This window comes from Paenibacillus faecalis (assembly GCF_900289175.1).
Lineage (GTDB): Bacteria > Bacillota > Bacilli > Paenibacillales > Paenibacillaceae > Paenibacillus_AQ > Paenibacillus_AQ faecalis.
On record NZ_LT985747.1, the window covers coordinates 282,711 to 305,705 of the forward strand.

At 46.0% G+C, this 22,995-nt stretch carries 20 protein-coding genes; all 20 read right to left on the reverse strand.

Going from position 1 to position 22,995, the window contains the following annotated elements:
* Positions 1-38: 38 nt before the first annotated feature.
* Positions 39-809, reverse strand: a complete 771-nt coding sequence (gene ymfI, locus C8268_RS01345; protein ID WP_106766006.1) for an elongation factor P 5-aminopentanone reductase — start codon at positions 807-809, stop codon at positions 39-41.
* The gene (gene yfmH / locus C8268_RS01350; RefSeq protein ID WP_106766007.1) at positions 809-2,089 is read right to left on the reverse strand and encodes an EF-P 5-aminopentanol modification-associated protein YfmH; all 1,281 of its coding nucleotides are present in this window, start codon (positions 2,087-2,089) and stop codon (positions 809-811) included. The genes ymfI and yfmH overlap by 1 nt, the downstream gene beginning before the upstream one ends.
* A gap of 3 nt (positions 2,090-2,092) precedes the next feature.
* Entirely contained in the window at positions 2,093-3,364 is a 1,272-nt protein-coding gene (gene yfmF / locus C8268_RS01355) for an EF-P 5-aminopentanol modification-associated protein YfmF (RefSeq protein WP_106769797.1), read from the reverse strand.
* 133 nt (positions 3,365-3,497) lie between these two features.
* The gene (gene sleB / locus C8268_RS01360; RefSeq protein WP_106766008.1) at positions 3,498-4,286 is read right to left on the reverse strand and encodes a spore cortex-lytic enzyme; all 789 of its coding nucleotides are present in this window, start codon (positions 4,284-4,286) and stop codon (positions 3,498-3,500) included.
* A 202-nt stretch (positions 4,287-4,488) separates the two neighbouring features.
* On the reverse strand, positions 4,489-7,104 hold the full coding sequence (locus tag C8268_RS01365; protein WP_106766009.1) for an FtsK/SpoIIIE family DNA translocase: 2,616 nt from the start codon (positions 7,102-7,104) through the stop codon (positions 4,489-4,491).
* A gap of 74 nt (positions 7,105-7,178) precedes the next feature.
* Entirely contained in the window at positions 7,179-7,418 is a 240-nt protein-coding gene (locus C8268_RS01370) for a YlzJ-like family protein (protein ID WP_106766010.1), read from the reverse strand.
* Positions 7,415-8,128 (reverse strand): ClpP family protease, encoded by a 714-nt coding sequence (locus C8268_RS01375; protein WP_199794902.1) that lies wholly within the window; start codon positions 8,126-8,128, stop codon positions 7,415-7,417. The genes C8268_RS01370 and C8268_RS01375 overlap by 4 nt, the downstream gene beginning before the upstream one ends.
* A 258-nt stretch (positions 8,129-8,386) precedes the next feature.
* Positions 8,387-10,066: a ribonuclease J gene (locus C8268_RS01380; protein WP_106766012.1), complete on the reverse strand. Its 1,680-nt coding sequence runs from the start codon at positions 10,064-10,066 to the stop codon at positions 8,387-8,389.
* Between the two features lie 254 nt (positions 10,067-10,320).
* Complete coding sequence (dapA, locus tag C8268_RS01385) at positions 10,321-11,202, reverse strand: 4-hydroxy-tetrahydrodipicolinate synthase (protein WP_106766013.1); 882 nt, start codon at positions 11,200-11,202, stop codon at positions 10,321-10,323.
* Between the two features lie 57 nt (positions 11,203-11,259).
* Positions 11,260-12,474 (reverse strand): aspartate kinase, encoded by a 1,215-nt coding sequence (gene dapG, locus C8268_RS01390; protein WP_106766014.1) that lies wholly within the window; start codon positions 12,472-12,474, stop codon positions 11,260-11,262.
* A gap of 197 nt (positions 12,475-12,671) precedes the next feature.
* The gene (locus C8268_RS01395) at positions 12,672-13,268 is read right to left on the reverse strand and encodes a dipicolinate synthase subunit B (RefSeq protein WP_106766015.1); all 597 of its coding nucleotides are present in this window, start codon (positions 13,266-13,268) and stop codon (positions 12,672-12,674) included.
* Positions 13,269-14,165, reverse strand: coding sequence for a dipicolinate synthase subunit DpsA (dpsA, locus tag C8268_RS01400; protein ID WP_106766016.1), 897 nt, complete (start codon positions 14,163-14,165; stop codon positions 13,269-13,271).
* A gap of 173 nt (positions 14,166-14,338) precedes the next feature.
* Complete coding sequence (gene dut, locus C8268_RS01405; protein ID WP_199794796.1) at positions 14,339-14,785, reverse strand: dUTP diphosphatase; 447 nt, start codon at positions 14,783-14,785, stop codon at positions 14,339-14,341.
* A complete protein-coding gene (locus C8268_RS01410; RefSeq protein ID WP_106766017.1) occupies positions 14,763-16,028 on the reverse strand; it encodes a M16 family metallopeptidase in 1,266 nt (421 codons plus the stop codon). The genes dut and C8268_RS01410 overlap by 23 nt, the downstream gene beginning before the upstream one ends.
* 93 nt (positions 16,029-16,121) lie before the next feature.
* Complete coding sequence (locus tag C8268_RS01415; protein WP_106766018.1) at positions 16,122-17,102, reverse strand: polysaccharide deacetylase family protein; 981 nt, start codon at positions 17,100-17,102, stop codon at positions 16,122-16,124.
* Between the two features lie 220 nt (positions 17,103-17,322).
* Positions 17,323-19,416: a polyribonucleotide nucleotidyltransferase gene (gene pnp / locus C8268_RS01420; RefSeq protein ID WP_106766019.1), complete on the reverse strand. Its 2,094-nt coding sequence runs from the start codon at positions 19,414-19,416 to the stop codon at positions 17,323-17,325.
* Positions 19,417-19,671: 255 nt separating this feature from the next.
* On the reverse strand, positions 19,672-19,941 hold the full coding sequence (gene rpsO, locus C8268_RS01425) for a 30S ribosomal protein S15 (protein WP_106766020.1): 270 nt from the start codon (positions 19,939-19,941) through the stop codon (positions 19,672-19,674).
* A 166-nt stretch (positions 19,942-20,107) separates the two neighbouring features.
* Entirely contained in the window at positions 20,108-21,055 is a 948-nt protein-coding gene (locus C8268_RS01430) for a bifunctional riboflavin kinase/FAD synthetase (protein ID WP_106766021.1), read from the reverse strand.
* Positions 21,056-21,099: 44 nt separating this feature from the next.
* The gene (truB, locus tag C8268_RS01435; protein WP_106766022.1) at positions 21,100-22,014 is read right to left on the reverse strand and encodes a tRNA pseudouridine(55) synthase TruB; all 915 of its coding nucleotides are present in this window, start codon (positions 22,012-22,014) and stop codon (positions 21,100-21,102) included.
* Complete coding sequence (locus C8268_RS01440; RefSeq protein ID WP_106766023.1) at positions 22,011-22,988, reverse strand: DHH family phosphoesterase; 978 nt, start codon at positions 22,986-22,988, stop codon at positions 22,011-22,013. Before C8268_RS01440 ends, truB begins: the two co-directional genes overlap by 4 nt.
* Positions 22,989-22,995: the final 7 nt, after the last annotated feature.

Sequence of the window (22,995 nt, forward strand, 5' to 3'; positions counted from 1 at the left end):
TATGAATAAAGAAATGCGCCAAAAGGTGGCACAAATCTTCAGGTTACCCATCCGCCATTCGGACTGATGACCTGCCCTGTAATATAGCCGGATTCCGGCAAAGCCAGAAAATATACAAGCGAGGATATCTCATCAGGCTGAGCAAGACGTCCAAGCGGTATCTCTTCCTCCAGCATCCGAATTTCATCGGCCTCCAAATGACCGAGCATGGACGTATCCACCGCACCAGGAGCAACCGCATTTACCGTTACACCGGAAGGAGCCAGCTCCTTGGCCAGCGCTTTAGTAAATGCGTTAATTCCTCCCTTACTAGCCGAATACACCACTTCGCATGAAGCACCCGAAAGCCCCCATATTGAGGATACGTTGATAATCCGTCCAAATCGCTGGGATATCATCCGCCCCATAAAAGCTTGCGTACATAAAAATGTACCTTTCAGATTCACCGACATGACCGTATCCCATTCGTCCTCCGTCACATCTGACAGAAGACCATAATGGGAAATGCCTGCGTTGTTCACCAAAATATCAGGCTCCATGCCATGGTTTGCAAGCTTTTCTTGCATGCGCAAAATTTGTTCCTTATCCTTTAAATCTGCAGAAACCGTCAATACCTTCGATCCATAACTCATACAGCGACGTGCCACCTCGTTCGCCGCCTCATGAGAGCTCATATAGTGAAGAACAACACTCATGCCGACAGAGGCAAAACGTTCAGCTATCGCCGCCCCGATCCCTCTGCTAGCTCCGGTTATTAGCACCGTCATTTCCCCGATTGGTTTTAAAGACTCTCCCATCAGCAGTTTCATTACGGACTCAAAACAAGGGATACTGCAAGCTGATCCCAGTTGACATGCTCTTGTAATCTTCGGTTAACATCCTCCAGTGTAATGGACTCATACACCGACAGCACCGAAAACAGATTACTGCCTCTGAACTGGTATCTTGTAAATTCATGCGCAATGTTCTCTGGGGAATTAAGCATGCGCAAGTAACCGCCTATTTTCTTTTTACGTGCCCGTTCAAAATCTGATTGATTAAATCCATTTTCCTTCAATCGATCCACTTCCTCACGAATACGCTGCAGCAGCCGCTCAGGATCTTTCGTGTCACCGCCTGCCGCTGAAAAAGCATATTGAGGCGAGCTGTTGAATTCATGTGAGAAATTGTCTGTAATCAGATCTTCATCATAGAGCTTCTGATACAGCTCTGTACTGGAGCTGAACATCAAATCCAGCATCAGCTTTGTTGTCAGGTCATGCCGAAGCTGATCTTCTCCCTTTAGACCCATACTTTTCTCTTTAAAGCCGAATAAACATTTCGGCATTGATACCGCCAGTCGGGTAACCTTGCGTTTTTCCGCAACCTCCAGCGGTTCTGCATCAAACAAACGCTCAATGCTCCCCTGTTTTTCATAGGTTTTTCGAGCCTGATTGGCCTTAACCATGGAAATCGTCTCTTCCGGGTCCACACCGCCGACGACAAACAGCAGCATGTTGCTCGGATGATAGAAAGCATTATAACACGTGTATAGATCTTCTTTCGTAATCGTTCCTATTGATTCTACAGTTCCAGCTATATCAATACGTACCGGATGTACTTTATACATCGCTTCGATCAAACCGAAGTAAACGCGCCAATCGGGATTGTCTTGATACATGTTGATTTCCTGACCAATGATCCCTTTTTCTTTCTCAACATTCTGGTCCGTAAAATAAGGATTCTGAACAAAATCAATCAACGTCTCAAGATTCACCATAATGTTCTCGGTTGCTGAGAACAGATACACCGTCTGATCAAAACTTGTAAACGCGTTCGCCGATGCTCCGTTAGAAGCAAATTTGGCGAAAATGTCACCCTCCTGTTCTTCAAACATCTTATGTTCAAGAAAGTGGGCAATGCCATCAGGCACTTTCACTTCCGGCTCACCTTCTACCCGAAAATGATTATCTACAGATCCATATTTTGTTGCAAACGTTGCGTATGTTTTTTGAAATCCAGGCTTTGGAAGCACATACACGTGCAGTCCATTATCCAGCACTTCATAATACAACGTTTCCTGCAGGTTCTCGTAATGAATGCTTTGCACCGTTTATTCCTCCTTTTGACCTTTCAGGAAATAGATCGTATCCAGCGAAAATGCGGATGCGGCGCGTGTAACGTCTTCCAGGGAAACATGAGACACCTGTTCGAGTAGTTCCTCCGCAGTACGCTCTTTCCCGGACAACTGTCGGTTAAAATCATAAGCGATCAGCTCAAAGGCCGAATCCTGCATTTCTTTGATGACATTCCGAATCATAGCCTTTGTCTGTGACATTTCAGTGTCTGATATAACGCCCGCTGCCATATCTTCCAACTGTTTTTGGATAATGCGGACTGCTTTTTCATAATTTTCTATCTCGATCCCGGATTGAATCGTTGCGATTCCTTTATGGCCGTCATAACGGGAGGAAGCATAATAGGCCAAGCTTTCTTTCTCCCTAACATTCACAAATAGCTTGGAATGAGGATATCCGCCCAAAATTCCATTATACATCAAGGCTGCAGCATAATCATTGTCCCTGTACGTAATTTTACTGCGCAAACCGAGATTTAGCTTTCCTTGATTAATATCCAGCTTCTCAACAACCGTCTGTGGTTCGGATGCAACGGACCGCACGACGGAAGGCTCATAGTTCCCTGTTTGTGAACGATCCATCACGAAGTGCTCTTCCACAAGCTTTTTTACTTCTTCTATGGACGTATCACCGACAACATATAGATCAAAAACAGCTTCATTTAGCCACTTCCGATAAGAATTATATAGACTTTCGGCTGTTATACTGTCCAAATCTTTACGCTGTCCAAGCGGATGCAGCCGATATGGCTCATTTTTGCACATCTCTTCAATACAACGTTCAGCAGCGTAGCGAATTTTGTCATTCACAATGCTCTCCAGCTTTTTACGTACCGTATCCCGCTCTGTCTGAACATAGGAAGGACGGAATACTCCATTCTCAAGCGCAGGCTTCGTTAATGTTTCACCCAGAAAAGAAAACGACGATTGCAGCAGGCTCTCCGAGCTCTGAACAAATGAATCGTTTATGGTGTCCATACGAAAATGAACGATTTGATAATCTCCGCGTTTATAAACATCAAATCCAAAGCCGGCCCCATACAGCTGTTCTAACCGTTCACGGAAAGATCTTGTCTCCGGATAGGAGACCGTACCTCTGCGCAGCACAAACGGCGTCAAAGCCGTAGCAGTCACCGTATTCTCATCCAACGGACTTCCGGCATAAAGTGAAATGGCAAATGTTTTAAAGCGGCGGGTCGGCAGCACATGAATCCGAATCCCCCCCGCTGTCCCATGTTCAAATCCCATGATGTTCGTCAAGGTTCAAAACTCCCTTACCACATATATTGATGGTGCACAAGACGTAATTTAGTTCCATTCTAACCCATTGCAAAGTGAAGAAGCAACCGAAGACAAGCCTTCGATTGCTCCGGTTTTGGCATTACATACAGAAGATGTGCCTGCCTATGGTTTTGATTTGCGGACGGCTCCAGATCCACTCCGAAGTCGCTGTTTCCGGGTTGAAATAATAGAGCGCCCCTCCGGAAGGGTCCCAACCGTTAATCGCTTGAATAACCGCCTTTCGGGCTGTCTCATTCGGTGTTAAATAGATTTGTCCATCAGCTACGGCAGTAAAAGCACGAGGTTGAAAAATAACTCCTGATGGCGTATTTGGAAAATTTGGTGATTTAACACGGTTAAGAATAACAGCGGCTACCGCTACCTGTCCTTCAAAAGGTTCGCCACGAGCTTCCCCATAAACCGCATTAGCCATAATTTTCACATCATTATCGGATAACCCCATGGCATTCGCAGAGGAAAGGTCGGCTCCTTCTGCCTTATAATCCTTACCACGTTCATGCATTTTAGGCTCGGTTGGACGCCAATTCTTCGTCGCATTGTACAACTTCAGCTTTGATTTGGGACCAACAATACCATCTACCTTAAGACCAAACTCAGATTGAAACCATTTAACTGAGTCACTCGTCTTGGAGCCAAAAATACTATCAACTTTACCGTGGTAAAATCCCAAATGCTTTAACCGTCCTTGCAACTCATAAACATCCTCACCGTAAGAACCGTATTTCAGTATGGCCTGACTGAAGGTCGGCAAGGATTCTTGTTTGATTGGAGCTGGCTCGGTTTCGGATGTAAACTTTGCCTGGGAGAGAATGGACGCCGTAATCAATACCACGATACCGGTTAGTAGCCAAATCTTTCCGTTTTTCATACTGACCTCTACCTTTCTCTTGTGATTTTACAGGAGCGCTAAGGTTATTATGACCAAGCCTGCCTGTTTCCTATGCACATCTCCAAAAGGAAGTAGATCGGTCAATTCATTGATTATAACTCTTAAAAAAACAGCAGATATTACAACAAAAAAGAGGATGTTCTGAGCAGGTAAAACCCAGAACACCCTCTTACTATACATTTTATGAACTGACTCGACTTTGCTGATACTGCTCCATCGACATAAGTACCTCACGCGGCTTGCTGCCCTCGTAAGGACCGATCACGCCTCTGGCTTCCATCGAATCGATCAGCCGTGCAGCACGGGTATATCCAATACGCATACGCCGCTGCAGCAGGGAGACTGATGCCTGCTTCGCTTCCAGGATAACGTTTACCGCCTGATCGTACAGTTCATCCAGCTCCTCATCATTGGAAGTTGCCGATTCATCGATTTCAGGAACAAGAGATTCATCATATTCAGCCTGTCCTTGTCCACGAACAAAGTCTACAATGTTCTCAACTTCCTGATCGCTCATGAAAGCCCCCTGTACCCGAATAGGCTTGGAGGAGCCCATCGGCATAAACAGCATATCACCACGACCGAGCAGCTTCTCGGCTCCCGCCATATCCAGAATCGTTCTGGAATCAACTTGTGACGATACACCAAATGCAATCCGGGAAGGAATATTCGCTTTGATTACACCTGTAATAACGTCAACAGATGGCCGCTGTGTAGCAATAATCAAATGAATCCCAGCGGCACGTGCCATTTGAGCAAGGCGGGTGATTGCTTCTTCCACATCATGCGCTGCGACCATCATCAGATCGGCCAGCTCGTCCACAATCACGACAATATATGGCAATATCGCTGATGGATTGTCTTTCATTAAAGTGTTGTAGCCTTCAATGTTTCGTGTACCTGATTTGGAAAACAGCTCATAACGCTTCTCCATTTCAACCACGATTTTTTTGAGAGCGAGTGAAGCGCGTTTCGGATCGGTCACCACCGGAGCCATTAGATGAGGAATACCGTTGTATACATTAAGCTCAACCATTTTAGGATCGACCATCAGAAATTTGACCTCATCAGGCTTCGCTTTATATAAAATACTGGTAATAATCCCGTTAATACATACCGACTTACCCGAGCCAGTAGCACCGGCTACAAGAAGATGGGGCATCCGGGCAAGGTTGCCCACAATGGTCTGGCCGGAAATGTCACGCCCAAAAGCAATGGACAGCTTGGACTGAGCATCCTGAAACATCGGTGTTTCCATAACTTCACGCATCGTAACTATTGACACTTCATTGTTCGGAACCTCAATACCAATCGCCGATTTACCGGGAATCGGGGCTTCCATACGTATGTCCTTGGCGGCAAGAGCCAGCGCAATGTCATCCGTCAAGCTGACGATTCGGCTTACCTTCACTCCGATATCGGGTTGAATCTCATACCGGGTAACCGATGGACCGCGCACAACTTCCAGCACCTTCGCCCGAACGCCGAAGCTTTCCAGTGTAGCCTCCAGCTTACGGGCTGTCTGCATATAATCGTTCTGATCTCCCGGCTTTCCTCCATTGTTAGGCTTGGAGAGCAGGCGAAACGGCGGCAGCTTGTAAGGCTTCGGTGGAGGTTGAGGCGGTGAAGCAGATTTGGTCTCAGCCCCGTCCTCACCGTCAGATATTTTCCCCTCGGCCTTCTCCGATGTATCTTGCACTGCTTCCGGTTCCGTCTTTTCAGCACTCCTAGAAACACCGCTGGCTGGATCGTCTTGAATTTGTTCAACATCCTGCTCATCCAGTTCCTCTTCATCTACTGCACCTTCATGCTTAACCTGCTCGAAGAAATCCCGAATAATCGGTGAAGACGGTGTCGGTGCATCCGTATTTGAATGACCATATAGCACGGGCTGATCTTCTCCAGGGACCATATCAAATGCGCCGGCGTCCATAGCGGACAATCCCGCTTGACTCGAATGAATACCTCTGTCCTGAGCTGTATGCTCCGCTGTTCTGCCTAAGCCGGAAATCTTGTTACCAAACAGCTGGAAGAAAACCGGCAGCTTTCGCTTGGAAACAGACAGATCCGCATCATCCAGATCATCATCATTATCCTCATGTACTGGAAGGCTCTTGGTCTGTTTTCGTTTCGAAGCTGAAGTAGCTTTAGCTTTCGTCTGCCGACCTTGCATTCTTTTTTGCAATATTTCGCCTAACTTCACAAGACGGGTGCGAAGCAGGCGCATCAAATCTACATAAGACAAATTCGTAATCAACATAAAGCTGATGAACAACATAACAATCATAATCAGACGGGCGCCAATGATGCCAAAGAACATAAGCAGAAGTGAAAACTGTAACGCTCCTGCATAACCTCCGCTAATATCTTTTCCCATTACCGGATGACTGCCATCAGCTTTCCCGTGTAAAAGTTCACCTTGCAAATCACTATGTATCTGAGTCATTACATTGCTTGAACTCAATTGCCCAATCGGGGCCAGCTTCGGCTCCAGTCCGCTGATACTGCTCATCAAAGTCAGGGACAAGATCAGCAGAAGAACCCCGGTTTTACGACTGCTCCATCGTTTGGGCCATTTCCGGTGAATCATTACCATTAATCCGTAATAAATTCCGATCAGGGGGATTACAAAATAGTATTTACCCAGCAGGTATCCTGACATTTTGGACAGGGAGCGTCCTACCGGTGCCTCTCCGGATAATGCAATTACCGAGAGTGTCATCAGTATTATTCCATAAATTTCATATTTCAGGACTGAGGCAAATACAGCCCTTTTCTTTCGCTTGCGTTTTGACAATAGTGTCACCCCCGAAGCCATATTATAACATATATTCGGATGGCGTACCTATGTTCTGTTTTCAGACTTTAGCCCTATTTTGTCTGTTCGATAACAGGGAGAAACGAAATGATACTCCCAGGAGCATAATGCGGGTTCAAATAATGCCCCAGCTCACAATTTAGCAGACGAATCACTTTTGCCTTGTTATCACTAAGCAGCTCTACCTCCATCAGCACGTTTCCCATTTGGAGTTCTTTCGTTTGAGGCGTCTGATTAGAATGATCTTCTTCACGCCAAATAAGTTCATGCGGCATCACGGTGTATAATGTCACTGGGTTATTCCTCCTGTATGGATACTTTTTCGTTCTCCGATCAAACGATTTAATGTCGCCAAAGCCTGTCCGATGCCACCCACTTCATTCATTAACCCATACTTTACAGCATCTGAGCCTGAAACAGCTGTGCCGATGTCCCGGTTCAGCTCCCCTGTCTTAAACATTAAATCCTTAAACTGCTCCTCGCTAATATTGGAATGAGATGTTACAAAACGAACGACCCGCTCCTGCATTTTCTCCATATACTCAAACGTTTGCGGTACCCCTATAACGAGTCCGCTCATACGGATCGGATGAATGGTCATCGTTGCACTTTCAGCGATAAAGGAATAGCTGGAAGCGACCGCAATCGGCACACCAATGCTATGTCCCCCTCCAACAACGACGGTGACCGTCGGTTTTGTCAATGAGGCGATCATCTCCGCAATGGCAAGCCCTGCTTCTACATCTCCCCCTACCGTATTCAAAATAATGAGCAAGCCTTCAATCCGCGGATTTTGTTCTGCTGCAACCAATTGCGGAATGATGTGCTCATATTTAGTCGTTTTATTTTGCGGAGGCAGAACGATATGTCCTTCAATCTGACCGATGATAGTCATGCCAAAAATATTGGACTCGCCCCCGGTAGGCACACCGGTTTGTCCCAATTGTTGAATTGTATCGGTAACTGACTGATTTTTTTGATCCTCCGTTGGAACCGGTTGAATCCCGGTCTCCCCTCTTACTTCCTTTTTTTCATGGTTGTCCAAATTGTTTTCCACATCTGCACCCTGCCTTTTATCATTTTAGGTTCTATACATATCCTAGTATGGCAAACATGCCGTTCAGATTATGCTTGTTTAGAACAGTTCAACACAAAAAGCAGTGACAAATACAAATAAAAAGCCCCTTTCGAGGAAACCGTCCAATATTACCTTCGAAAGGGGCGACTGTGTGCCTTATTTATTCTATTCGTAAATATAGAATCATACTTCCATAATGATCGGCAGGATCATCGGTCTACGACGTGTTTGCTCATACAGGAAGCGTCCCAGAGCATCCTTGACACTCGTTTTAAGTGAAGCCCATTCATTTACATTCTCGCTCATCAGCTTCTGCAATGTGCTTGAAACGATCCGGTTGCTTTCTTCCAGCAATCCTTCCGATTCACGCACATATACAAAACCGCGAGATATAATGTCCGGACCGGATACAATGGACCCGCTTTGTTTGCTTAAAGTCACGACGACAACCAAAATACCATCTTGTGATAGCAATTTGCGATCACGGAGTACGATGTTGCCAACATCCCCAACACCAAGTCCGTCAATCAATACGTTTCCGGCTGTTACTTTTCCGGCTTTGCGAGCAGCGCCGCCTTGAATTTCAACGATTTCACCCAGATCTGTAATAAAAATATTGTCCGGGTCAACACCAACAGATTCAGCAAGCAACGCATGACGACGCTGCATACGGAATTCACCATGAACAGGAATGAAATATTTCGGTTTCATCAAGTTCAGCATCAGCTTCAGTTCTTCTTGACTTCCGTGTCCCGATACGTGAACACCGGAGTTAGAACCGCTATAGATAACTTCCGCACCAAGACGGAACAGTTCATCAATCGTTCGTCCTACATATTTTTCATTGCCTGGTACAGGCGTTGCCGCGATAATGACTGTATCCCCTGGCAAAATATCCACTTTACGATGTGTCGAGCGAGCCATCCGTGTCAATGCAGACATCGGCTCTCCTTGGCTTCCTGTGCACAATACGACAACGCGGTCCGCCGCCATTTTGTTAACTTCCTCAGGCTCTATCAACATGCCGTCCGGAATGTGAAGGTAGCCCAGTTCCGAAGCGATAGAAACGACATTTACCATGCTTCGACCGATAACGGTTACTTTACGGCCTGTCGATTCCGCCGCATTCATCACTTGCTGAATCCGGTGTACGTTCGATGCAAATGTTGCTACGACAACACGCTGATCCGCTTTGCGAAAAATGTCCTCAAGGACAAGACCAACGTTCTTCTCCGATGGTGTAAAACCCGGTCTCTCTGCATTCGTACTGTCTGACAAAAGCGCAAGCACGCCTTTGCTTCCGATTTCAGCCATACGCTGCAAATCGGCATACTGGTCATTGACCGGAGTATGATCGAATTTAAAGTCACCGGTATGAACTACACTGCCTTCTGGTGTGTCGATGCAAATGCCAACCGAATCCGGAATACTGTGGTTTGTTTTGAAGAAAGTTGCTTTTAACGTGCTCCCAAGCTGAATTTCAGAATCTGCGTGAATCAGAATCCGCTTCGTTTCACCTAGCAAATTCGCTTCCTTCAGCTTGTTCTCCACCAAACCCAGTGTCAGCTTTGTTCCATATACAGGAACGTTCAGATGCTTCAATACATACGGCAGTCCGCCTATATGGTCTTCGTGACCGTGAGTTAATAAAATACCTCTCACTTTATCACGATTCTCAGTCAAGTAGGAAATATCAGGAATAACAATATCGATGCCAAGCATGTCCTCTTCCGGAAATTTCAATCCCGCATCCACGACAACGATGTCATTGGCATACTGCACGACATACATGTTCTTCCCGATTTCACCGACTCCACCCAAGGCGAAAATCGATAGTTTATCGTTATTTATTTTTTTAGACAAATGAATCTAACCCTCCTATAGTTTTGGACGTCCACCAATTAATTAATGATATTTCAAAAATATACCGCACCCAGTCACTTGAATTCATTATACATGAACAAAAAGTGAAAACACAAGTCACCCACCCAGTAAGAGATAGGATACCCCTATAAAGCAGCGTTTTATAAAAGAAAAACCGCCTTCTTGCACAAAGAAGGCGGTTTTTCGGGAATTATGGTAGAAATGAACAAAATCCGGCGTTATCGCTATAACGTTTATAGTTCCTCAATCATTTTTCGGATAAATGCAGACTCGTTCTCATTCGGTGAAATAAGGGGCAGACGTACCCCACCAACCTTGAAACCTTTCAATTCAAGAGCATATTTGACAGCTGACGGATTAGGAAGCGGATTCGGACATTCAAATAACCCTTTAAAGAGCGGGAACAGTTTTTGATGCAAGTTAGCTGCTTCCTGTACCTGACCTTTGATAAATGCATCCATCATATCCTTCATCAGGGAGCCGGCCACATGGCTTGCTACGCTAACAACGCCATATGCCCCTACCGAAAGCGCGGGAAGAGCCGAAGAATCATCCCCGGAGTATACGATGAAATGCTCAGGTGCCCCAGCTACAATCTGGGTAACCTGATCGAGCGAAGCACACTCCTTGGTTGCTACAATATTCGGTATTTCAGCAAGTCTCAGTGTTGTTGCAACACTTATGCTGACTCCTGTCCTTCCCGGTATATTATAGAGCATAACGGGAAGCGAGGTTGATTGCGCAATCGCTTCGAAATGCCGAAACAATCCCTCCTGATTCGGTTTGTTGTAATATGGCGCAACAAGAAGAATCCCGTCGACTCCGCATTGTTCAGCTTTTCGGGTTAGTTCTATGGAATGAGAAGTATCATTACTTCCCGTTCCCGCAATTATTTTGCTTCTTCCAGCTGCATGACGAACCACGAAACGAAACAGTTCCAGCTTCTCGCTCTCGCTGAGCGTCGGGGATTCTCCCGTCGTTCCAGCAATGACCAGTGAATCCGATTTTTGCTCCTCAATTAGATAATCAATCAATTTTGCTGTTTCATCCCAATGGATGTCCCCGTTAGCATCAAAAGGGGTAACCATGGCCGTAATCAATCTTCCGAAATCCACAATATTTCCTCCTTACCCATCTCGCGGCAAAGCCGTGTAATCATAACCCGACAAATTTCATCGATGGAGCTCAAATTTACGGTGAAGCGCCCGAAGCGCCTGAACCATATCCTCTTTTTTGACAAGAACCCATATCGTTGTATTTGAATCCGCCGATTGGAGAATCGGGATGTCATAATCGCTAAGAGCCTCTACGATTTGGGCCATGATTCCGGGTACACCGTTAATGCCTCCCCCAATAACAGAAACTTTGGCGCAGCCTGACAAACTTTTTGGTTTCAAGTTCAATTCCTGCAGTGCAAAAATCGCTTTCTCCGAATCCTGATCAAATACAGTATATACAACTCCTGCTTGGGTAACATTAATAAAATCTACACTTATCGATTGTTCAGCCATTGCTTTAAACACTTTTAACTGAAGCCCCTCAGTACGATCACAATCTACCGAAATCTGAGTAATGTTGCTGACATAAGCTACACCTGTAACAAACCGATCAACGATTCCAGCCGGCACATCCTGAAACCCATCCGGCTTTGTAACAAGTGTTCCTTCGCCATCCGCAAAAGTGGAACGGACTCGTACAGGGATCAACGACTGCATGGCAATTTCAACCGCTCGTGGGTGAATAACTTTTGCACCTTGATATGCCATATTGCAAATTTCCGTATAGCTCACCTGAGACAGCGATCTGGCATCTTCGACAATTCGCGGATCGGCTGTCAAAATCCCATTGACGTCTGTATAAATATCCACCATTTCTGCTCGTAAAGCTGCACCCAGCGCCGTAGCCGAAGTATCACTACCTCCTCGCCCAAGAGTCGTTAACTCACCTGACTCGGTCTGTCCCTGAAACCCGGTCACAATGACGACCTGGACCTTCTCCAGCTCTGTCTTGACCCGCTCGGGTTTAACATCCAATATTCTTGCATTTCCAAACTGATTGTCTGTAATAAATCCGGCTTGAGCGCCTGTAAGTACTGTAGCTGTAATCCCCTCATGTCGGAGAAGGCTGCATAATGTTGTTGCCGATATGATTTCACCGCAGCAGAGCAGTAAATCTCTTTCCCGAAGTGGAAGTCCATTACCGTTTCTTTCACTCCATTCGAGAAGGGTATCCGTAGCATAGGGTTCCCCCTTGCGTCCCATCGCCGATACAACAACGACGAGGCGATACTCCCGGTCAAGCTCACGGCGAATATGTTCAATAACACGAGTTCTCGCCTGTGGCGAGGATAACGATGTACCACCGAATTTTTGAACCAGAATGCGCATGTGTATTCCTCCGTTTGGTATTGCCGAAAAACCAAACAAGGCGCCGATGTATGGAAACGGCCGGCTTCTTTAGCCTGGCCGTTACAAAAATGCGAACATAATTGTTGTAATCTCAAATAAATTCGTCGCCCATTATTTTTGGTCTCACGGGCCAGTTTCATTTCTTTACAAATGCATTTTTGTTATCCGCAAATGACTTATGCTGAATGAAACCGCTCAATGAGCATCGGCTGCAGCTGTTTTCCCTCCAGGGCTGCATAACAAGTTTCTGGAATAAGGTCCATTCTGGAAACAAGCGAATTCGGCTTCTGGTGTGGATTATCCTGTCCGAAAGGAACAAAGTAAACATTTTTCGTAATTAACAGTTTGGCGATATTCGCAGCATTCAATCCAAGTCCGTCGTTCGTCGAAATAGCCAGCACAAGCGGCCGGCAGTTTCTCATTTGTGCTTTAGCTGCCATCAACACAGGACTATCTGTCATGGCGTTAGCCAGCTTGCTTGTCGAATTGCCTGTGCAGGGTGCGATGACCAGAACGTCAAGAAGCTTGGAAGGACCTATCGGCTCCGCCTCAACAATTGTAGAAATAATATCATTCCCCGTTATATCTTTCAACTGTTTCTGCCAATTTTCCGATGTGCCGAATCGGGTATCCGTCGTCATGATCGTCCCTGATACAATGGGAATTACATTCGCGCCGCTATCCTTAAAGCGCTTGATTTGCGGCATCACTTCGTCAAGCGTACAATGCGAGCCTGTTAAAGCATAACCTACTGTTTTACCATTCCAATCCATTTACGCATCCCCCCGAATATCGCTTTCCTCTGAAATCAACTCCACCAACGTGTTGGCCATAATAATACCAGCTGTTTTGGGAGCTACGATTCCAGGTAATCCAGGTGCCAGCATCGCTTTAATTCCTCTTCTCTCGGCATAACGGAAATCGCATCCTCCAGGAGCCGAGGCCAGATCTATAATGACTGCCTCCCGGGGCATTTTGGATATGATTTGAGCTGTAACAATCATGGATGGAATCGTGTTAAAGAGCAGATCAATATCTGAGACTTGACTACCCAAATCTTTTATTAAAAATGGCTTCCATCCCATTTCTTCAGCCCTTGCAAAATGATCGCTTTTACGAACCCCCATTTTGATTTTAGCGCCCAGCCCCTGTAAGCTCCTGGCCATCGTAAAGCCGGTTCGCCCCATCCCCAGCACCATACTGGTCGATCCATGTATCGTAAAATCTGTATTTTGGATAGCCATCATCAGTGCGCCTTCCGCAGTCGGAATAGAGTTGTAAATCGCCACGTCATCACGCTCCAACAGCTCAACCAGCTTGATATTATTTTTTTCACATAATGTCCTCAAATAGCTTTTTGCCATACCTGTATAAACTACACCATGTTTCGGCATTGCCTGGAGGTGCTCCTCCTCCAGCTTCAACGGTCCTTCCGCATACAGCGCACCGATTCGGCCTTCATCATCACAACCAACAACTGGCAGCACCAGGACATCGGCCTTCGACAGCAGCTCAGCCGTAAACGGCTCCCTAGCTACTCCGTGGAAGGAATCCTGCAATTTGTCAAAGCCGGCAATTGATACAGAAGCATCCATCTCGGAACACTTTTTAATGACCTCAATCTGCCGTGCATCCCCGCCAATAAAGACGATATGGACTCCTGTCAGCATGCAAGGCGTCTCTCCTTTCCCAACCAATGTATAAATCATCTTATGCGCTGGCCTAGCAATAGGTGAGGAAACGTTACCGAAACTTTCTCAAAAAAAATATTTAAAAAACCGTTCCGGATTTCCCGAAACGGTTTTTATCATAAAATTATAATGATACTGGCTATAATGAGCGTTTATTTACCGGTATGTCCAAAACCGCCGGCTCCCCGAACGGTATCTGATAACTCATCAACTTGTATAAACTCAACGGCAGGCACCGCTTGGAACACCATTTGAGCAATACGCTCATTGCGTTCAATCGTGAATGATTCCTGTCCATGGTTGATCAGCAGCACTTTAATTTCACCCCGATAATCTGCATCGATCGTTCCAGGTGAGTTCAGGCATGTAATGCCGTGTTTAAGTGCCAGTCCGCTGCGCGGTCTGATTTGGGCTTCCAGCTCCCCAGGCATCGCGATAGCAATCCCTGTTGGAATCAGCTTCCGCTCCCCAGGCATCAATACCACCGGCTCCTTCACGGCAGCGTGTAGATCAAAGCCGGCCGCAAGCTCCGACATCTTGACCGGAAGTTTCACATCTTCATTTCCAGGTAATCTGTTAATTTGAACGTAGTGCAACAAATTCGTCCCTCCTAATTTTGTTCAGCGCCTTGTCTGAAGTTCCGACCATCGAGAGTGCAAACGGGGTTTCAAACATTCGTTGTATAACTTTCTGAATATCTTCCATGCTAACCTGTTCAATACTCTGAATCATTTCATCCAGACCGTAGTGACGGCCCAGCATTAACTCATTCTTGCCTAGACGGTTCATCCGGCTGCCCGTACTTTCCAAGCTGAGGATCAGGCTTCCCTTCAACTGCTCCTTGCCTTTATGTAGCTCTTCTTCCGTCATTCCCTTTACGGCTAGATCTGACAATATCTCAACGCTCAGATCCAGCACATCTTTCGTCTGTTTCGGTGCGGTACCGGCATAGATCGTAAACATACCGCTATCTGCATGAGAGCTATGATAGGAATACACGGAATAAGCTAACCCCCGCTTTTCTCGAATCTCCTGAAACAGCCGGGAGCTCATTCCCCCTCCAATGGCGTTGTTGAGCAAAACCATCGCATACTGAAGATCATCGCCGATTGAGCATCCGGGAAAGGAAAGGCAAATATGATTCTGCTCGGTCTTTTTCTTATGATAGATCAGTCCGTCCTGGAAGATCGGTACGGTTAATTGCTGAGGAGTTCCGCTTGTTTTAAAGGCGCCAAAATGACGCTCCAGCAGTTCAATAACACGGTCGTCAATGTTCCCAGCCAGGGCAATTACCGTATTCTCAATCGTATAGTGACTGTTCATATAAGATCTAAGATCGTCTGCATCCATCGCTTCGAGCCGTTCTTTCGTACCCAAAATCGGGTATGCCAACGGATGATCTCCATAAGCAGCAAGCGACATTAAATCATGTACCAAATCATCCGGTGTATCTTCATACATGGCGATCTCTTCGAGAATAACGTTCTTTTCTTTCATCAGCTCCTCGGAATCAAGCCGCGAATTAAAAAACATATCCGACAGCACATCTACAGCGATCGGAAGATGTTCATCCAGCACTTTAGCGTAATAACAAGTATATTCTTTTGATGTAAATGCATTCACGTTACCGCCGATTGCATCAAACTGCTCTGCGATCGCTCGGGCATCGAACCGCTCCGTACCTTTAAACATCATATGTTCAATAAAATGGGTGATCCCGTTAACATCCGGCGACTCATTTCGGGAACCAGTCTTGACCCAGATCCCGAAGGAGACCGAGCGACATGTTGGAATTTGCTCCATAACTACCCTCAGGCCGTTTGACAGCTGTATTTTTTTCACGGATAGGCCCTCCTAACTGCTACTAGGTTACACTTCATCGATAATGGTCGTGATAATGCCATCCATTCATTGTATCAAATTTAAAAGATTCACTCAACTTCCGTAAGGTGAAATCCGTTCTGGAGATAACGTTTCACTTACTGTGCCGATATGCAGGCCTTTGGCACGTATTCCTTGAATCATGCCTTTCAGTGCCTTGGATGAAGATGAGGTGGGATGCATTAGAATCAAAAAGCCCGGCTCAACTTTACTTGATATTTTACGAACAACAGATTCCGGGGAAGGTTTCTTCCAATCTACCGTATCCAGCGTCCATAAAACGGTCTTCAAGCCTCGAGAATGCGCAATGGAAACGGTCTGCTGATTAAAATCACCGGATGGAGGAGCAAACCATTGATTGGTAACCCCCAATTTTTCCTTTAGCAAATCCTGAGTTTTTCCGATTTCCAACTCTGCACGGCTTCGGCTCAGTTGACTCATATTCGGGTGAGAATAAGCATGGTTTTCGACTTCATGACCTCTTTTTAAAATTTCAGCTGCCAGCTCCTGATTTTTCGCTAGCCAGCTTCCATCCAGAAAGAAAGTCGTTTTAATCTTTTCCTCATCAAGAATATCAAGCATAGGCTCAATAAATTCATTGCCCCAGGCGACATTGATCATTAAAGACACCATCGGTTTATTCGGGTTCCCCCGATAAATCGGGTGTTCTCCGAGCTGATCCAGAGTAACTTTAGCTGGAATCTGCCGATATACATATGTGATCGGTTCCCCTGCTTTTCTCTTTACATTACGCTTATACGTTTCCTCCACATCAATCTCCTGACCGTTATATCCGGGAATCGCTTTCCATACGGAATCAACCTTAGCATCTACCGGCTCAATTCTCGTTTTTGCGGCCTCAGCTTCAATCTCCCTGAGCAGATCCATATCAACCGCTTCGAACTGTTGCTCTAACTGGATCGCATGTTCAGTCTTGTTTAGCTGCCTGATGTATTCCCAGGAACCTGTGATGACCGCGACCCCTGCCACGGATGCGATACTAATCAGCAGCACCGCCATCTTCAAACCTTTCATAGAGCCACCCATCCCCTTTGATATGCTTTGTCCCATTTTATGAGAAGAGGATAAGTAATATGTACTTATTATTGCTCAACATCCTGCATAACGTTCAAGAGCACTTTTAGCGAATCAGGCAAGTATCCAAATATAATTAAAATGAAAATGCCGATAAAAAAAGAGCCAGAATAATCATTTCTGCCTCTTTCCTTCATTATAAACCATACGCCGTTTGGCCTTATTTCGTTTCAGCCAGTAAAACAGCTTTACGAGAAAGGTTAATCCGACCCTGCTGATCGATTTCCGTCACTTTCACCGTAATGACATCACCGATCGCAACGACATCCTCCACTTTTGCCACACGCTCAGTGGACAGTTGAGAAATATGAACAAGACCGTCTTTGTTCGGGAGAATTTCTACAAATGCTCCGAATTTCTCAATCCGCTTCACGGTTCCTGTGTAAATTTCGCCTACGACCACTTCACGCACAATACCCTCGATAATCGACAGCGCTTTTTGATTCATCTCCGCATTGGAAGAAGCGATGAATATGCGGCCGTCCTGTTCGATATCGATTTTCACGCCGGTATCTTCAATAATTTTATTGATGATTTTACCGCCAGCACCGATAACGTCACGGATTTTGTCCGGATTAATCTGCATGGTAATGATTTTTGGAGCATACGGCGAAAGAGTTTCTTTTGGCGTCTTGATCACTTCCATCATTTTACCGAGGATGTGCATACGACCTTCTTTGGCCTGTCCCAAAGCTTCCTCCAAAATTTTACGATCAATACCGTCAATCTTGATGTCCATCTGGATCGCCGTCACACCTTCCGGTGTACCTGCTACCTTAAAGTCCATATCGCCGAGATGATCTTCCATACCTTGAATATCTGTCAAAATCGAAACATGCTCGCCGTCTTTAATTAAGCCCATAGCTACCCCGGCAACCGGTGCTTTAATAGGCACACCTGCATCCATCATTGCAAGTGTACTTGCGCAAATGCTTGCCTGGGATGTCGAGCCGTTGGACTCAATAACCTCGGAAACGAGACGAATCGTATACGGGAAGTCAACTTCAGAAGGAATCACTTTCGACAAAGCACGTTCACCCAATGCACCATGTCCGATTTCGCGGCGGCCTGGCGCACGCAAAGGACGAGCCTCCCCAACACTGAATGGCGGGAAATTGTAATGATGCATAAAACGTTTCGTTTCTTCCAGGTCAATCCCATCGAGTATTTGCACATCACCCAAAGCTCCAAGCGTACAAACGCTAAGCGCCTGAGTTTGCCCACGTGTAAACAGACCCGAGCCATGTGTACGCGGCAGAAGGCTAATATCACATTCAATCGGACGAATTTCATTCAAACCACGGCCATCCGGTCGAACTTTATCATGTGTAATCAGACGTCTGACTTCCTCTTTTACGATATCGTGCAGAACCTCTTTTACATCTTTCAGCAGTTCAGGCGTTTCAATGTATTTTTCTTCAAAAAAAGCATACGCTTCATCGTTAATAGCATCGATTGCATCCTGACGAGCGTGTTTTTCAGCAATACGAACCGCTTCTACCAAACGCTCCGCAGCAAATTGGCGGACTTCCTGGTTAACCGTTTCATCCACTTTATGAAGCTTAACTTCCATTTTTTCTTTACCTGCAACGCTGACAAGTTCCTCGATGGTGGCTACGATCTTCTTAATTTCTTCATGACCGAACATAATCGCCTCAAGCATAACTTCTTCAGGCACTTCGTTCGCTTCAGCTTCTACCATCATGATCGCATCTTTCGTACCCGCAACGACAAGATAAATATCGCTGATTTCCTGCTCCGCTATCGTCGGATTGACAATGAACTTTCCGTCAATACGTCCAACAGCTATCCCGCCGATCGGCCCGCTAAACGGAATGTCAGATATACTCAATGCTGCAGAAGTACCAATCATAGCTGCAATATCAGGTTCACAATCCTGATCCACACTCATAACCAGATTCAATACCTGCACATCATTCCGAAAGCCTTCTGGAAACAGCGGACGAATCGGGCGATCCGTCAAACGGCTGGCCAAAATTGCTTTTTCACTGGGTCTTCCTTCCCGTTTAATAAATCCACCGGGAATTTTACCTACTGCGTACAATCTTTCTTCATAGTTAACAGTGAGTGGAAAGAAATCCAAATCCTTCGGTTCGCTTGAAGCCGTTACTGTACACAATACAGCCGTATCGCCGTAACGAACCATTACCGCAGCGTTAGCCTGTTTAGCCAATCGGCCAGTTTCCAAAACGAGAGGTCTTCCTCCCAACTGCATTTCAACACGTTGTTCCATGTAATCCCTCCTCATGAGGACTTCGTAATTTTGATCTTTCAGTTTCAAGTATTGCCTATATTTGCGTTATTCATGAAACGCGTTCATCGGCATGAAACATATATATTCAAGAAGAAACACGGCGTCCTTGTGACAGGACTGCGGCGTTTCTTTCGAGAAATATAAGTCATATTTTAAAAAAAGCCCGGCTGCGCCGCTGTCGTTCCAAGAAGGACAGTGGACAACCAGGCTGCTTTCGTACACCTTATGGATTCATTAGCGGCGTAATCCAAGCTTCTCGATCAGAGCGCCGTAACGTTTAACATCCTTGTTTTTCAAGTATGCAAGCAACTTGCGGCGTTGGCCGACCATTTTCAACAATCCACGACGGGAATGGTGATCTTTCTTGTGCGAACGCAAATGGTCAGTCAGATTCGTAATGTTTTCCGTTAGGATAGCGATCTGTACCTCTGGAGATCCTGTATCGGACTCGTGAGTTTTGTACTCTTCAATCAATTGCTGTTTACGTTCTTGAGTTAATGCCATCCTATTCACCTCCTTCTTTATAATCGCCATTGGCCTCGTTACCGACGGTGAGATCGAGCAACCAAGCCATGGTTACAGGGCCCATTAATGGGCAACCTATAAGATTATATCATACTATTTTATAAAAAGAAAATAGTAGCATTCAATTTGTCCATAAAAAAGAAAATTACCGGCTCAAAATTTCTCTGGTTTCAGCTACGTCCCGTGAAATCGCTTCGATCAATTCATCGACTGATTCAAATTTTTGCTCCTTACGGATATACTGAACCAAATCCACGATCATAGTTTGTCCGTACAGATCTCCATCAAAATCCAGCAAATGAACCTCGAAACTAGGATTGACTATTCCATCGCGAAAAGTCGGGTTCAGACCGACACTCATCACGCCGGGAAGCCATTTCTCATTCTGGGAGCACCGTGCCCACACGGCATAAACACCAAGCGCCGGAGTAACATAATGTCCCTCAAGCTCAAGGTTCGCTGTACGAAATCCCAAAGCTCGCCCACGTTTCTTGCCATGAATGACAGTGCCCCGAATGCGGTACCTCCTGCCTAGCCAGCGGGTGACATCTTCAATCCGGCCGCTATATAGCGCCGCTCGAATGGCAGAACTCCCCACCTTCTCCCCGTCCATCAGGAAGGGAGGAACGATGACAACCTGGATTGTCCCATCGCTCATCTCATGGAGCATGTCTGCACGTCCGGCGCCTTTAAAGCCGAAACGGAAGTCAAAACCAACAACCGCTGTTTGAATTTTGAGCGGGACCAGCATTTCTTTTACAAAATCCTCCGGACTGACTCGTGAAAAATCCTCATCGAAATCAACGACATAAAGAATATCAACCCCCATTTCAGCAAGTCGTTCCTGCTTGTCCAGCTGAGGAGTTAAATAACCTTCATAATTCCCTTTACGCATCACATCTTTCGGGTGAGGGTAGAAAGTAATAACAGCCGATGGTATACCTTCTTTTCGAGCCAAATTAACAGCTGTAGATATAACACTAGCATGACCCAAGTGGAGACCGTCAAATTGCCCGATAGCCGCTACTTGCGGAATGCCCAGTTCCATTTTTTGCTCTGGAGTTAACGGATAAGATATAGAAATGATTTTCATGTGCTTCTCACCTGCATTTCACTTAAATAGAAGATCATTCATTTTTAATTGGAGAAGACTTTAACTGGAACAATCGCTCCTGTCTCTTCCTGTCTTTGGAATATACCCAAAAAACATTCCTCACTGTCATAGAGTCGAAAGCATTCCGGGTGATCGACCGGAGGACTGATGACCCGAGCCGACAGCCTCTGCCCTTGAAGAGCTGCTTTCCTTTTCTCATCGGAAACAGTGTGGGCAGGCAAGTGCACGATAGCTTCGTCCAAAGGAATCAGCCGGGAGCTTAACGTGCCGTCTTCCATACACTGTTCTATTTGTTCTAACGTTAAACATCTGGCTGAGGAAATCCCCGCCGATAAGGTTCGCTCCAGCTTTGCCATCGTCGACGGAAGTCCCAGCTTTCTCCCAATATCTACGCAAAGCGTACGGATATAAGTCCCCTTTGAGCACAATACGCGAAAAGAAATATCGGTGTACTCCTCATGCTTCTCAAAATCCGTCATCTCGATTTCGAAAATGGTAACCGTACGACTCTTGCGCTCAACTGTCTTTCCCTCACGAGCAAGCTCATACAGTCTTTTACCATTCACCTTCACAGCTGAATACATGGGCGGAACTTGAGAAATCTCGCCTAGGAAAGTGCGAAGTGTCTCCTCCACTTCCTCCTTGGTCACGGCCACGGTATCCACCGATTCCAGTACGGTACCGGTTATATCCTCGGTATCTGTAGAAAAACCCAGACGGAGAACAGCTTGATATTCTTTAGGAAGCTCCTGCATATATTCAACCAATCGGGTCGCCCTGCCGAGACATAGGGGCAATACCCCCGTTACCTCGGGGTCCAAAGTTCCCGCATGACCAATTCGCTTCATTCTGACAAGACGGCGAACTTTAGCCACAACATCATGTGAAGTCCATCCAGCTGGCTTATATACCGCCAGAATACCTTCCAAGTCTGTCATAGTGCTCGCCTCACTTGCTCGACTACCTTTGACATGATATCTTCCAAATCCCCTTCGAGCCGGAAGCCTGCGGCACGAACATGACCACCGCCACCGAAAGATTGAGCCAAAGCTGCGACATTCACTTTTCCAGCAGAACGCATGCTCACCTTCACAGCCCCGTTATTCAGCTGCTTAAACAAAATCCCGACTTCTACACCCTGGATGTTGCGCGGATAATTTACAATGCCTTCAAGGTCTTCGCTCACAGCTCCGCTATCGATCATGTGCTGAGGTGTTATATGGACCCAAGCGACCTTTCCATCAGATGTGATATGGAGTGTATTAAGCGCCTGAACAAGCACCTTCAATTGCGGAAGTGTCATTTCTTCGAGCAGATACTCTGCAATCTTAGGACCATTCACCCCATAGGACAGCAGTGTCGAAGCTATATTCATCACCTTGGGAGACGTGTTCGAGTAACGAAACCCTCCGGTGTCCGTTAACAGCCCCGTGTATACCGCTGTGGCCACATCGATATCCCACTCGATATCAAACAAATTCAAAAGATCAAAAAGAATTTCTGCAGTTGCTGCAGCTTCAGGATAAACCACATTGATTGCACCATAGCGATTGTTCGTTGGGTGATGATCAATATTAACGATAGCAGCATCTTCCGTGAAATACTGCTTTGTCCTGCCAACACGTTCAAAATCGGCACAGTCCACACAAATGACGTTAGTAAAGGTACGCTGCGGCGGCTGCTCGGACATGTTAATAATATACTCAGCATGCCATAAGGATTTCATTCTGTTCGGAATGACTCCTTCATTCATCATGGTGAATTTTTTGCCCAAACGTGAGAGAAGCCAGCCCACCGCTACGGTGGAACTGACTGCATCTCCATCGGGCTGAACGTGCGACACGATCAAGTAGTCGTCATGCTTCAGCAGAAACTCCTTGGCCTGCTGCAGCTCTTGTTCATAAGTCTGCATTCGCCCT